Source organism: Erysipelatoclostridium sp. MSK.23.31 (assembly GCF_019125875.1).
GTDB classification, from domain to species: Bacteria; Bacillota_I; Bacilli_A; order Erysipelotrichales; family Coprobacillaceae; genus Thomasclavelia; species Thomasclavelia ramosa.
Map to the genome: position 1 here is coordinate 50,955 of NZ_JAHOCB010000002.1, position 13,930 is coordinate 64,884.

Below are 13,930 nucleotides of genomic sequence, written 5' to 3' on the forward strand. Positions count from 1 at the left end.
AAACTACTTTTCGGTGTCTGCTTTTAATACATTAAATAGATTTAATGCTACCTCATGTGGTAAAACACGTTCTAACTGTTCCAGTTGTGCTTCTTTTAGTTGTTTTACACTGCCAAACTCTTTAAGTAACATTTTTCTTCGCTTTGGTCCAATTCCTTCTACACTATCTAAAATAGATTGAAATAAAGATTTAGAACGAACATTTTTATGGAAACTGATTGCATAGCGATGAACTTCATCCTGCATTCTTGTCAGTAAGAAAAATAACTCACTTTTTCGATTTATTTCTACCACTTCACCACTACTATCTAACAAGACTGAAGTTGAATGTCTATCATCCTTTGCCAGACCACAGACCATAATATTAAGATTTAACGCATCAATGACTTCTTTTGCCACTTTAATTTGCCCTTTACCACCATCGACGATAATTAAATCCGGCTTTTCCAGCCCTTCCATTAAAACACGATAATAACGCCGATAAATTACCTCTTTCATACTGGCATAATCATCCGGTCCTTCAACTGTCTTGATCTTAAATTTACGATAATCTTTTTTTGATGGTGTTCCATCTTTAAAACAAACCATCCCTGCAACCGCATAAGCCCCCTGGATATTTGAGTTGTCAAATAATTCAATTCTTCGAGGCAATTGAATATTTAATATTTCTCCCAGCTGCTTGATTGCTCCAATTGTAGAAGCTTCATTTTTTTGAATCAATAAAAACTTCTTTTCTAGTTGTTCTTTAGCATTTTCATTTGCCATTGCTACTAAATTTGCTTTATTTCCTTTTTGGGGTTTGATAATTTTACAATTTACAATTTCTTTTAATAATTCAATATCTAGTTCTTGGGGCACCAGCAACTCTTTAGGCTCAGTATTTTCTTGATAAAACTGTACTAAAAATGAGATAATTTGTTCTTGATAGTCATCCTGTGCAGGAACTAGATTTAAATCACGAGCTAATAACTTTCCATTTCGCATAAAGAATAACTGTAAGCATAAATATCCTTTGTCACTATAATAACCTACAATATCACGATCAACTAAATCATTAAATTGCACATGTTGCTTACTTGTCACATGCTGAATATGAGTGATTAAATCACGACATTCTTTAGCCAATTCATAATTTTGTACCTCACTGGCACTCATCATTTTATTTTGTAAATCATTAATGATTTCTTTCGTATCCCCTTGAATAAACTTCGTAATACTTGATGTCATTTCCTTATAAACTTCATCACTGACCTCTTGAATACATGGTGCAACACATTGATTCAAGGAATAATATAAACATGGTTTTTTAGGAATATGATTACATTTTCTCAATGGATAGAGCCGATTTAACAATTTAAATGTTTCACGAGCCGCTGTACCATCAGGAAACGGACCAAAATGTTTATGTTTTTTATCTTGAGCATTGCGAACAATTTTTAAACGTGGATGCTTTTCTTTAGTCAATTGTATATATGGATAATATTTATTGTCCATAAAAGAGATATTGTATTTAGGACTATAGTCTTTGATTAAATTTATCTCTAATAATAATGCCTCTTTTTCTGAATCCGTAACAATATAATCAAAATCAACAATTTCTTGAACTAACTTTGTTGTTTTATAATTATGTGCTCCAACAAAATATGAAGAAACACGATTTTTTAATTTTTTCGCTTTACCAACATATATAACTGTATTATCTTTATCTTTCATTAAATAACAGCCTGGCTGTAACGGTAAAAGCGAAAGTTTATCTTTAATCATCTGACGATTCATTATTCAAAATATACAAGGGTTGCCCCAAGTCCTCCTTCATTAGGCCCACCATCCCGGTAGCTAACAACATTCTTGTTTTTATCTAACATTTTACGAACTCCATTTCGTAATACTCCGGTTCCCATTCCATGAATAATCCGAACCATTGTATAATTATTAACAATTGCATCATCTAAAAATTTGTCAACGATTGCCATTGCTTCTTCATAACGTTTACCTATAATATTCAACTCATAGCTTTGATTTGTTGTTTTTCGCAAAGATTTTAGATTTGATTTAACTTTTTTAGGCTTCACTTTCTTAGAAATAAAGCTAACTTCCTCGGGCTTTGCATTTAATTTTAATCCACTCATATTAATAGTTAAAATTCCCTTTTTATTAATTGAAAGAATTTCCCCCTGACGATTAGCTGATAATACTTTGACTACGTCACCAACTTGATATTCATGGACTTCTTCATTAATAACTTTTTTTGGTTCATGTTTTAATAAATCAAGATTTCTCTTAGCATCAATGACAACATGTTGTTTTAAAACAGCTTGTTGTTTTAAATCTTCTACCACTAAATCAATTTCCTGCTTCGATTCCTCAAGTAGTTTATTAGCTTCCGCTTTTGCCTTTTCCATCATTTCATCTTTATGTTTTTCAAAACTGCTAATTAAGCGTTCATATTTATTCATCTTAACTTCTGTTTCGTTTGTTAAAGCTTCTAAACGATCTTTTTCAATTTGAACCTGAGCTAGTTCATTTTGCAGTTTTTCTAATAATTTATCTGTATCTGTCAGACTTTCTTCTTTGATTTGATAAGCCATATCAACAATTTCTTGATTAAGACCTAATCGCGATGAAATTTCGATCGCATAAGAATTCCCAACACTGCCCTCAATCAAGCGATAAGTTGGCTGCATCAGTTCTTGATCAAATTCTACTGCTGCTACTAAAATATAATCTTCATTTTTAGCAAATTCTTTTAAGCCTGAATAATGGGTTGAAGCTACAATCAAGGGATTGATTTGATGTAAATATCTTAAGATTGCTTCAGCAATACTTTGTCCTTCACGCGGATCTGTTCCAGAACCAATTTCATCTAGTAAAACTAATGATTTTTCAGTTACTTCATTTGTTATTTCAACTAATCTTTTCATATGGCTAGAAAAAGTTGACAATGATTGTTCAATTGATTGTTCATCACCGAGATCAACACAAATTTGATCAAACATTGGAACCGTTGCTTTAGTACAAGGCAAAGCCATAGCACACAGTGCCATCACACTTAATAACCCAGCCGTTTTTAAAACAACTGTTTTCCCTCCTGTATTCGATCCACTAATCAATAACATTCTCTTTGGTGCATTTAACACTATATCATTAGCTACAACATCATGTGGCTCAATTAAAGGATGTCTCGCTCTAATCAAGCTAAAATGCTGGTAGTCTTCAGCCACTTCTGGAACTATTCCATCTATTTTGACTCCATAAGCAGCCTTTGCGAAAATAACATCAATATCAATCATTAGTTCTTGGTCTTCATGTAGAACATCATAATGGTCTTTTACATTATTCGAAAGTACGGTTAAGATTCGATTTACTTCACGTCGTTCATCATCTTTAGCATGAACTAGCTGATTATTCATTTGAACAATTATATCAGGTTCAATAAACATTGTTTGTCCGCTTGATGAAACTGCATGGACAATTCCTTTAATTAAATTTTTATTGCCGGCTTTGACAGGCAAAACCAGATGATTATTTCTTGAAGAAATAGCTTCTTGACTTAAATAATCTTTATTAGCAACTTTTACTTGATCAATTTTTGTTCTAATATTAGATTCAATTGATAAAATTTGGCGTCTAATTCGTCTTAATTCCGAACTAGCACCATCTAAAACATTTCCACTACTATCAATACAGCGATTAATATCAGCTAATAATTGTTTAGGTAAAACTAGCGCATTGCATAATTGCAACAGCTCATTGTCTACCAATTCTTTTTCGCTCAAATAGCTTTGTACTTCTTTGACATTATTCAACAAATAAACAATTTGGACAAAATCTTCACCGAATAAAGTACCATCTTTTGTTGTTTTTAATAATAACGGTTCAATATCAATAAAATGACCGATTGGCATTTTCCCGTATTTAAAAATCAGTTTCATTGCTTGATCTAAATATTTTTGTTCCAGCTTCAAATCATCAGTATCTTTTAACGGCATTAACTCAGCTATCCTTGTTTTCCCTAATGAACTAACACAATAAGTACTGATTTTATTTTTAATTTGATTAAATTCTAATGTATCATATATATTTTTCATTCTATTCACTCACTATTATCTTATTTAAAATTTTTGTTTGATCAAATTTAGCTGAATCTAATTTTGATAATACATCAACAACCTCATTATATTGATCTTGATTTAACGAAATAGGCTCATTAACCCGATCGATTTCATCATAATATTTTATTAACGCTGATTCAAGGTCTTCCTGATTAATTAAACCATGTTTATAAGCACTGTTCAATGAAGCAGCAAGCGCAGCAACGTTTCGGGCATCAAAACTATCATAATTTATCCCATCATTAATAATATTAGTAAAAACATCAAACCCGTCTGATAATGCTTTCATTTCTTCAGTAACTGAAGGTACAAGCTCTAAAATTTTGCTTGCTACAACTGTTTTCTCAACATTCTCTTTTCCTCCTGGAATAATTGGTGTAATTACAAAAATTAAAGCTAAATAAATAATGATCGTTCCTTCAATTAAGCTAACTAACGCTCCTAAAAGATGATCAAGATGCTCAAAAATACTAATTGTATAGATTATATTTTTTAATATTGGTTTAATAAATTTACCAATAATTAATAAAATAACTTTTAAAGCAATAAATAAAATAATAAATATAATAAATCGATTTATTGTCTTACCAACAATTTCCCCAATCCCTTCAACTTTATATATTTGATATATTGCTGAAAGCGGTGAAGAAGCATATAGTGCTGCAAGCAACGATACTACTGTTGCCATCAAATCATATACTCGATATACAAAACCTTTAAAATAGCCAAAAATCAACATTAGCAATAGAATAAAAACAATAACTGTGTCGATTGCCATGGAATTTAGTGCAAAATTCATTAAAACACCTCAATTTCTTTTAATATACATTGTATCAAAACAAATTTGTACTGTCAAAAAGATTAGAAATATGATATACTAATTTAGTAGGACTAGGAGGACAAGTAATGAACATGAATGTAGTTAGAAATAATAGTTCAAAAAGAATCAACATTATTAATATGCATGCTTACGATAAACTTGTAGCTTTTAGCGACTCTAGTATGGCCGACAGTAGCAGTGCCTTAAACGACGCTAGTAAATATACTAATATTAGTCATATTGGATGTGACGAGACTGGATCTGGAGATTTCTTTGGACCATTATGCGTTGTTGCCTGTTATGTAGATGAGCGCGATTTTGACTGGTTAGTCAGTATCGGTGTTCGCGACCCTAAAGACATGGACAACAAAGAACTTGTTCGGGTTGCTAAAGAGATTAAAGATCGTCTTATATATAGCTTATTAATCCTTGATAACTCTCATTATAATGCAATGGCCAAAGCTGGAAATAACCTAGCTAATATTAAGGCAAAACTTTATAACCAAGCTGTTACTAATGTAATGCAAAAAGTAAGTATGCCAATTAAAAACAAACTAGTCAATCAGTTTGTTTCTCCCAAAACGTATTATAACTATTTAAAAAGTGAAGTGATCGTTGTTAAAGATCTAACCTTTGTCCAAAAAGGCGAAGAAAAATATTTAGCAATTATATGTTCAATGATTTTATCAAAATATGCATATTTACAATATTTTAGTAACATGTCACGAAGTCTTAAAATGAAGTTACCGCGCGGGAATAGTAATAGCGTTGATGCCATTGCTATTGAAGTAGCTAACAAATATGGCGCTAAGATGCTTAATAAAGTTACCAAAACAAACATGACTAACTTTAAACGCATTAAAGATTTGATCTAGGATAACATGGTTATCCTTTTTTATTATTCATTTTTTTAAAATAAATATACAAAAAGGTTGTCAAAACGACAACCTTATTTAACTTCAATCACAAAAGGCTCAACTTTAGTATATTTTACACCTGCTGCATCTAACATCCTTTTAGCCGCACGATCGCTGTCAGTCCCTTTATATTTATCATCTTCATAAACAATTTCACTAATACCACTTTGAATAATCGCCTTTACACACTCGTGACAAGGAAATAATGAAACATAAATACGACAACCTTTTAATTGTCCTGTACTATTTAAAATTGCATTTAATTCAGCATGAACGACATAAGGATATTTAGTCTCATACAAATCACCTTCACGCACTTCCCATGGAAATTCATTATCTTCACATCCCCATGGTAAACCATTATACCCCACCCCAACAATTTTATTTGCTTCATTTACAATACAAGCACCTACTTGGGTATTTGGATCCTTTGAACGAAAAGCTGATAATTTAGCAATTCCCATAAAATATTGGGTCCAATTAATTACTTTACTCATCTTTCAATTCCTCCTGTAACTCATCTAATTTAGCTTGGAAATAATCAGGTAATGGGCTTTCAAATTCCATATATTTTTGTGTGGTTGGATGAATAAAACCAAGTTTTTTTGCATGTAAAAACTGTCCGTGACTAAAATCATCCTTACGATACCCATATTTAGGATCTCCATAAACCGGATAGCCAATATAACTCATATGTACTCTAATTTGATGTGTCCTCCCTGTTTCTAATCGACACTCAATCAAACTCATAGCATTATAGCGCTTTAATACTGTAAAATTAGTAACTGCTTCTTTACTGTTTGTCCGTGTCACTGCCATACTTTGACGATCTTTAGGATTACGCCCAATTGGAGCATCGACTTTCCCATGTTCATGAGGAATAAGTCCATGCACTAATGCTACATATCGACGAACAACAGTATGATCCTTTAATTGTTTTGATAGTAAACGATGTGCATTATCATTTTTAGCGACCATCAAGAGACCACTTGTTTCCTTATCAATTCGATGAACGATTCCCGGCCGGTTAACACCATTGATTCCTGAAAGATCTTTACAATGAAATAATAATGCATTTACCAATGTTCCGTGCATTATTCCAGCCGATGGATGAACGATCATTCCTGTTGGCTTATCAACTACAATTACATCCTCATCTTCATAAACAATTTTTAAAGAAATATCTTCCGGTTCGATATCCAAATCCACATTATCTAAAATTGTGATTTCAATTTCATCATTTAATTTTGTTTTATAACTTGCTTTTTCCTTTTTTTGATTAACCAGCACTAATCCCTGATTGATCATATCTTGGATCTGCGTCCGTGATAACTCCTGTAACTGCATCGCAATAACTTTATCAAGCCGTAAATTATTATCCTCTTCAATTATTAAATTAATTTTTTCCATGAATGTACTCCTCAAAAACAATCTCAACAATTATCAATGCTACTCCAATCACAACTGCCATATCTGCAATATTAAAAATTGGGAAATTATAATTGAAAATAATTACATCGATAAAATCTCGGACATATCCTAAAAAGATTCGATCAACTAAGTTTCCAATCATTCCTCCAAAAGTCAACACTAGACCAAAACGTGTCAACACTTCCTCACTTTTTGTCTTTCTAAAAAATACGATCATCACAACTGCTGCAATAATAGCAACAACAATAAATAACCCTAATTTACCAGCAAACATCCCCCAGGCAACTCCAGTGTTATGAGCATAGGTAAAATAAAAGAAATTATTTATGATTTCATGAGACTGTCCTAATAACATTGATGATGATACTAAATGTTTTGTAAACAAGTCACCACCAACTACTAATATCAATGTAACTAAATATAATATTTTATTTTTTTTTGTTAAATTCATTATTTTTATCACCCACCGACATTATACAATAATCTAAAACTAACCACAAGAAAAAGCACCACTGCTCATTTAGTAAAAAATTAATAAACTTCTCAGCTTAAAATTACTGTTTCATTGATGATAGCAGTTTTAGCAATATTAACGACTTTGATTAAGTTTTTAAAACGTGTATTCCTGAAACTTAATAGGCCACTTACTACTCTTGATAATGATTAATGTGATTGGTGCCAAAGCTACTTGTAAATCTTCTTATATATATTTATCATTGACATTTCTTTTCATTATTAACATTTTAGTAATTTCTAAAGTTTGAATTATATTTTTAATAATGTTACTTGAGCTGTTTCAATTCTAAATTCAGGTTGCATCTTACTACAATTATCAATACTGGTTTCAATTACTTTTAGCACTTCAATGAAATAATTATTCATCTAGCTTTCTTTTACTATTTCTATTGGCGCAGTCAATTCAATATGATTACCTTCAGAATCAATTATTTCTACAACCCAATTAGTGCCTATTGGAGTTAATGGAAAACATAATTTATAAGAGCTGATTTTTGCTTTTAAAACTTCTTTATTAAGAAACTCAATACTAGGTAAACAATTACTGCCAAATATATGTTCTTCATTCATTTTTTTATAAGCAAATAAACCAAGACGGAAACCATTAATATCAAAAATACTATATATTTCATCTTTTTTTGTCACTCTTTGTTCAAAAAACTGTTCATAAAAACTAACTGCCCTATCCATATCATTGACACATAAATACATTGATTCAATCCTACAATTCACCATTTCATTTCTCCTCCCTTTAAAATAATGATCATTATTTTAAACTTTTACTGCTCCTAATCCCCTTGTTATATCACTCTAATTCTACCACTGTAAATACTAGATGTCACTTTATAAAAAAAGAACAAATTAAATTTGTCCTTTACAATAAAATATAAATGATGACTGCCAAAAAATGAAAAGCAGAGCCAATCATTACAAATATATGGAACAATTCGTGAAAACCAAATGTTTTAAACCAATTTGGCTTCTTCACAATATAGACGATTGCCCCAATTGTATAACTAATGCCACCACAGGCAATTAATCCCAAGCAACCAAGCGGAACCTTACTAAATGCGGGTAAATCAAAAATCAGTGCCCATCCCATTAATAAATAAAAAATAGTAGAAATAAATCTCGGTGCATTCATCCAAAATAATTTAATGATAATACCAACACAAGCAATTGCCCATATTACTGCCAAAAAATAAATACTATGCGGATACTCTAAATATGACAAACAAATAGGAGTATACGTACCAGCAATCAGTACATAAATCATCGAATGATCTAGTTTTCGTAAAATCAGCTTAATTTTATTATCTTCATTCGCGTTATAATAGTGATAAAGACAACTGGCACTATACAAGGCAATTGACGATAGTCCAAAAACAATAATTCCAATTATAGTTAAGTGATCTGACCCTTCAATAATAGCAATAATCATCATCATAACTAGTGTTGCCAATGATAAAACAGCACCAATAAAATGCGTTTCACTACTAACTGGATCCATCGCTTTTTTAAAAAATCTCATATCTCAACCTCCTTAAGTAGTTTTAATAACTATATTATGTATTTATGATATCATTATTATAAGATATGTCAACCATATCTTGAAACATTAACTCAAATATTATAAAATATCCATGAGGTGATTTTATGAATCAATTAGAATTATCAGAAATAATTGATAAAGTTGTAAATAAAAGCGATTTAACCACAAAAGATATTCCATCATTAGATCTATATATGGATCAGATTATGACTTTGTTTGATGACCATCTTCAAGACAATAAACGCTTTGTTGATGATAAATTACTTACCAAAACAATGATCAACAATTATTCTAAAGCCGGAGTAATTAAACCAGTAAAAGGAAAGAAATATACAAAAGAGCAAATCGTTGGAATGCTTCTTGTTTATAACTTGAAAAACACGATTACTATTCAAGAGATAAAACAAGTTTTGGCTCCTGTTTATGCTAATGATGAATCGTTAGAAAATATTTATGATCAATTTATTGAAATAAAAAAGTTTCAAAGCGATCAATTAAAACCATTAGTATTGAAAACAGTTGAAAATTTTAATTTAGATATTGATAATGATAACCAAAGGTTGATTAGCATCATGGCTTTATCATCATTGTCTAATCAATTAACAAATATCGTTCAAGGAATCATTGATAACTATTATATTGAAAGTGAGTAACAAGGGGTTTTAGTTGACTAGACCTCTTGTTTTTCTTATAATTAACGTAATTTATTTAAGGAGAGACTACACATGAAAATTATTGATTTATTACACCGGCGACCAACTTTGTCGTTTGAAATCTTTCCCCCTAAAAATCACGATGGGGATATAAGCTCAATCTATCAAACAATTGATGAATTAGCAAAACTTAAACCTGACTTTATTTCAGTTACATATGGGGCTGGGGGGTCAACAACTGAAAACACGGTAGAAATTGCATCTAAAATCAAAAACGAATATAGTATTGAAGCAGTTGCACATTTAAGTTGTATTGATGCGACACCAGAACAGTTAATTCGCGTTCTAGATTCATTAAAAGCTAACAATATTGAAAATGTCTTAGCTTTACGTGGAGATTATCCAAGAGGATACGATCCGATGAAGGCTCCGCACTATTATAAATATGCTAGTGAATTAAATGATTTTATTAGTAAAAATTATCCTGATACTTTTTGTTTAAGTGGTGCATGTTATCCCGAGGTACACCAAGAAGCAGCGTCATTGGAAGAAGATTTAATCGCTTTAAAGAAAAAGGTTGATGCTGGAGCAGAATATTTAATTACACAAATTTTCTTTGATAACAACTATTATTATCGTTTGGTTAGAGAAGCTCGAATTAGAGGAATCAATGTTCCGATTATTGCAGGAATAATGCCTGCAACAAATTCAAAGTCGTTATTAAATATTGCTAAATTAAGTGGTTGTAATATTCCTTATAATTTATCAGCCTCAATTGAGCGTTTCAAAAGCAATCCTCAAGCAATGAAAGAAGTTGGGATGAACTATGCGACAAATCAAATTATTGATTTGATCACTAATGGAGTAGATGGAATTCATCTTTATACAATGAATAAACCGGAGACTGTACATGAAATTTTAAAACGAACTAGTAATATTTTAGCTGAGTTTAAAAATGATTAAAGAAAATGCTTTAAAATATTTGGGCTATTTAGATAATCAAGTAGATTCTAATACTGAAATTCTTTTAAATGAATGTCTTAAAGAATTAGAACAAGTAACACCCAAATTCATGTATCAAATATACACCTTAACTCATCATCCCTTAACTATAAAAGAATTAAACTTAACGATTAACTATCCCGATTTAATTGATTTATTTGACAGTTGCGATAGAATCGTTATAATTGCCTGTACTTTGGGGTTACAGCTAGATCAACAGTTACGTTATTATTCAAAAATAAATTTAACGAAAATGACTGTGATGGATGCCTTAGCTAGTAGTTATATTGAAATTAAATGTGATGAATATGAAGCAAAGCAAAATTTTGGTAAACGGACCTTCCGTTTTTGTCCGGGATATGGTAATGTTCCACTCGAATTAAACAAAAATCTTGCTAACGCATTAAATTGCAGCAAACATATTGGTTTGACTGTTCAAGAAAGTAATCTGCTGCTACCGCAAAAATCAATGATCGGACTAATTGGTCTTGGAGATGAAAAATTGACTAAACATTGCTTTTCATGTGTTAATAAAGAAAATTGTATGTATCGGAAAAGAGGACAAAGATGTTACAAGAAAGATTAAAAAATGATATTTTGGTTTTTGATGGTGCGATGGGGACGCAACTTCAAGATGCTGGACTTAAAGCTGGTGATATTCCAGAATGTTTAAATATTACTGACCCCAAACTAATTCAAACAATTCACTTAAATTATTTAAATGCTGGTGCTGATTTTATTACGACTAATACTTTTGGGGCAAATCCTCTAAAAATGGCAGAGGCTCCATATTCTTATGAAGAAATAATCAATGCTGCAATTGATAATGCGACTATTGCTCGTAAGACAGCTGACCGTCAAAACGATAGTTATATTGTTTTAGATATTGGTCCCATTGGTCAGCTTCTTGAACCAATGGGTACTCTAACTTTTGATGAGGCATATGAAATTATTAAAAAACAAGTTATTATCGCTAAAGATAAAGTTGATGCTGTATTATTAGAAACAATGACTGATATTTATGAAGTAAAAGCTGGAATTTTAGCTGTTAAAGAAAATAGTGATCTTCCTGTATTTGTTACCATGACATATGAAAATAATCTGCGAACACTTTCCGGCTGTGATCCTTTAACTATGGTCAATGTCTTAGAAGGGTTAAATGTTGATGTTTTAGGCGTAAATTGTTCATTAGGACCAATTGAATTAACCCCCATCATTGACCAAATCTTAGCCGCAGCTACAATCCCTGTACTGCTCCAGCCAAATGCTGGCCTTCCTTGCCTTGTTGAAGGTAAAACCTGTTACAATATGGATAAAGAAACGTTTGTTCAAGAAAGCTTAAAACACGTAAAAAATGGGGTAGCAATTATCGGTGGATGTTGTGGTACAACACCCGACTTTATCGCTTCACTAAAAAATAATTTACCTGTTCGTAAGAAAATTACCCCAAAACGAGCCACTCGGGTTTCTAGCGGAACGAAAACTGTTGAATTTGGGCATCATGTTGTAGTTTGTGGGGAACGACTAAACCCTACCGGTAAAAAGAAATTAAAATTAGCATTAAAAGAAGAACGATATGATGAATTAGTTGTAGAAGCAATCAAACAAGATCAAGCTGGAGCCCATGTTCTTGACGTTAATGTTGGTCTTCCCGGTATTAATGAAGTTGCGACTATGAAACATGTGATCAAGTTACTTCAAGAGGTAATTTCTTTACCACTACAAATTGATAGTTCTGTTCCTGGAGCAATTGAACAAGCTTGCCGTTATTATAATGGTAAACCCTTGATTAATTCTGTAAATGGTAAAGATGAAACGATGGATGCAATTTTCCCAATCGTAAAAAAATACGGCGGGGTTGTCATTGGATTGACGTTAGATGAAAATGGTATTCCTCCTCTTGCTAAAGACCGCTATAAGATTGCTAAAAAAATAATAAATAAGGCAGCTTCTTATGGTATTACCAAAGAAAATATTATTATTGATTGTTTAGTTTTAACTGTTTCTGCTCAGCAAAAAGAAGTTATGGAAACGGTCAAAGCAGTTGCAATGGTCAAAGAATTAGGTGTTCATACTGTTTTAGGAGTAAGTAATGTCTCTTTTGGACTGCCAAATCGTCCTTTATTAAACAAAACTTTCTTAGCTATGGCTATGTCAGCTGGTCTAGATCTCCCAATCATTAATCCAATGGATCAAGAATTAATGGCTACAATCGATGCTTTTAACGTATTATACAACTATGATCATGATGCTGCAGTATATATTGAACGTCGTGCCAATCAAGAAACCATAACAAAAAAGGACACTTCAACATTTACTTTAAATGATATTGTTCTTCATGGTTTAAAAGATGAAGTTACTAATGCTACAAAAGAATTATTGAAAACAACACCTGGTTTAGAAATAATTAATAATATTCTCATTCCTGCTTTAGATACCGTTGGTAAACAGTATGAAAAAAATATAATCTTTTTACCTCAATTGATTCAATCTGCTGAAACATCAAAAATTGCTTTCGGGATAATTAAAGATACTTTTAAAGATACTGCTGCTACAAAAGGACCAATCATTATGGCAACAGTTCATGGAGATATTCATGATATTGGAAAAAATATTGTTAAAGTAGTATTGGAGAGCTATGGCTATAAGGTAATCGATTTAGGTAAAGATGTTCCACCAGAAACTGTTGTTGAAGCTTTCCATAAGCATCATCCTAAGGCAATCGGTTTAAGTGCATTAATGACTACCACCGTAGTTTCAATGGCAAAAACTATCGAACTATTAAAACAAATCGATAATATATGCCCTATTTTTGTAGGTGGTGCTGTTCTTACTGCTGATTATGCTAAAGAAATTAATGCTGATTATTATTCTAAAGATGCTATGGAAGCAGTAGAACTACTTAATAAGATAATAAAATAATCCAT

13 protein-coding genes are annotated in these 13,930 nt (G+C 31.5%); 5 read left to right on the plus strand and 8 right to left on the minus strand.

All coding sequences use genetic code 11. From position 1 onward, the window contains the following. Window positions 1-3: 3 nt before the first annotated feature. Genes uvrC through KSU54_RS01645 form a run of 3 tightly spaced genes read right to left on the minus strand, consistent with a single transcriptional unit; the run spans window position 4 to window position 4,911 of the window. A complete protein-coding gene (uvrC, locus tag KSU54_RS01635; RefSeq protein ID WP_003536660.1) occupies window positions 4-1,776 on the minus strand; it encodes an excinuclease ABC subunit UvrC in 1,773 nt (590 codons plus the stop codon). Next, a complete protein-coding gene (locus tag KSU54_RS01640) occupies window positions 1,776-4,088 on the minus strand; it encodes an endonuclease MutS2 (RefSeq protein ID WP_008791472.1) in 2,313 nt (770 codons plus the stop codon). The genes uvrC and KSU54_RS01640 overlap by 1 nt, the downstream gene beginning before the upstream one ends. Window position 4,089: 1 nt before the next feature. Further along, a complete protein-coding gene (locus KSU54_RS01645; RefSeq protein ID WP_003536657.1) occupies window positions 4,090-4,911 on the minus strand; it encodes a CvpA family protein in 822 nt (273 codons plus the stop codon). A gap of 107 nt (window positions 4,912-5,018) precedes the next feature. Between KSU54_RS01645 and rnhC the strand changes: the two genes are divergently transcribed. Continuing rightward, window positions 5,019-5,807, plus strand: coding sequence for a ribonuclease HIII (gene rnhC, locus KSU54_RS01650; RefSeq protein ID WP_008791471.1), 789 nt, complete (start codon window positions 5,019-5,021; stop codon window positions 5,805-5,807). A 74-nt stretch (window positions 5,808-5,881) separates the two neighbouring features. Here rnhC and KSU54_RS01655 read toward each other — a convergent pair whose 3' ends face one another. The 5 genes from KSU54_RS01655 to trhA all read right to left on the minus strand — a co-directional run bounded on the left by KSU54_RS01655 (window position 5,882) and on the right by trhA (window position 9,327). Beyond that, the gene (locus KSU54_RS01655) at window positions 5,882-6,346 is read right to left on the minus strand and encodes a deoxycytidylate deaminase (protein WP_117791881.1); all 465 of its coding nucleotides are present in this window, start codon (window positions 6,344-6,346) and stop codon (window positions 5,882-5,884) included. Then, on the minus strand, window positions 6,339-7,259 hold the full coding sequence (locus tag KSU54_RS01660; RefSeq protein WP_003536651.1) for an RluA family pseudouridine synthase: 921 nt from the start codon (window positions 7,257-7,259) through the stop codon (window positions 6,339-6,341). Before KSU54_RS01660 ends, KSU54_RS01655 begins: the two co-directional genes overlap by 8 nt. Next, a complete protein-coding gene (gene lspA / locus KSU54_RS01665; RefSeq protein ID WP_003536649.1) occupies window positions 7,246-7,731 on the minus strand; it encodes a signal peptidase II in 486 nt (161 codons plus the stop codon). The genes KSU54_RS01660 and lspA overlap by 14 nt, the downstream gene beginning before the upstream one ends. 431 nt (window positions 7,732-8,162) lie before the next feature. Next, the gene (locus KSU54_RS01670) at window positions 8,163-8,531 is read right to left on the minus strand and encodes a VOC family protein (RefSeq protein ID WP_008791469.1); all 369 of its coding nucleotides are present in this window, start codon (window positions 8,529-8,531) and stop codon (window positions 8,163-8,165) included. A 139-nt stretch (window positions 8,532-8,670) separates the two neighbouring features. Beyond that, a complete protein-coding gene (trhA, locus tag KSU54_RS01675; RefSeq protein WP_003536645.1) occupies window positions 8,671-9,327 on the minus strand; it encodes a PAQR family membrane homeostasis protein TrhA in 657 nt (218 codons plus the stop codon). Window positions 9,328-9,452: 125 nt separating this feature from the next. On the opposite strand from trhA, the gene KSU54_RS01680 reads away from it, so the two are divergent. From KSU54_RS01680 to KSU54_RS01695, 4 genes are all read left to right on the plus strand, one after another. Then, on the plus strand, window positions 9,453-10,001 hold the full coding sequence (locus KSU54_RS01680; RefSeq protein ID WP_117791880.1) for a DUF1836 domain-containing protein: 549 nt from the start codon (window positions 9,453-9,455) through the stop codon (window positions 9,999-10,001). Window positions 10,002-10,073: 72 nt separating this feature from the next. Next, entirely contained in the window at window positions 10,074-10,964 is an 891-nt protein-coding gene (metF, locus tag KSU54_RS01685; RefSeq protein ID WP_003536641.1) for a methylenetetrahydrofolate reductase [NAD(P)H], read from the plus strand. Then, the gene (locus KSU54_RS01690; protein WP_008791467.1) at window positions 10,957-11,589 is read left to right on the plus strand and encodes a hypothetical protein; all 633 of its coding nucleotides are present in this window, start codon (window positions 10,957-10,959) and stop codon (window positions 11,587-11,589) included. The genes metF and KSU54_RS01690 overlap by 8 nt, the downstream gene beginning before the upstream one ends. Then, window positions 11,571-13,925, plus strand: a complete 2,355-nt coding sequence (locus KSU54_RS01695; RefSeq protein WP_003536636.1) for a homocysteine S-methyltransferase family protein — start codon at window positions 11,571-11,573, stop codon at window positions 13,923-13,925. The genes KSU54_RS01690 and KSU54_RS01695 overlap by 19 nt, the downstream gene beginning before the upstream one ends. The last annotated feature ends 5 nt before the right edge of the window (window positions 13,926-13,930 follow it).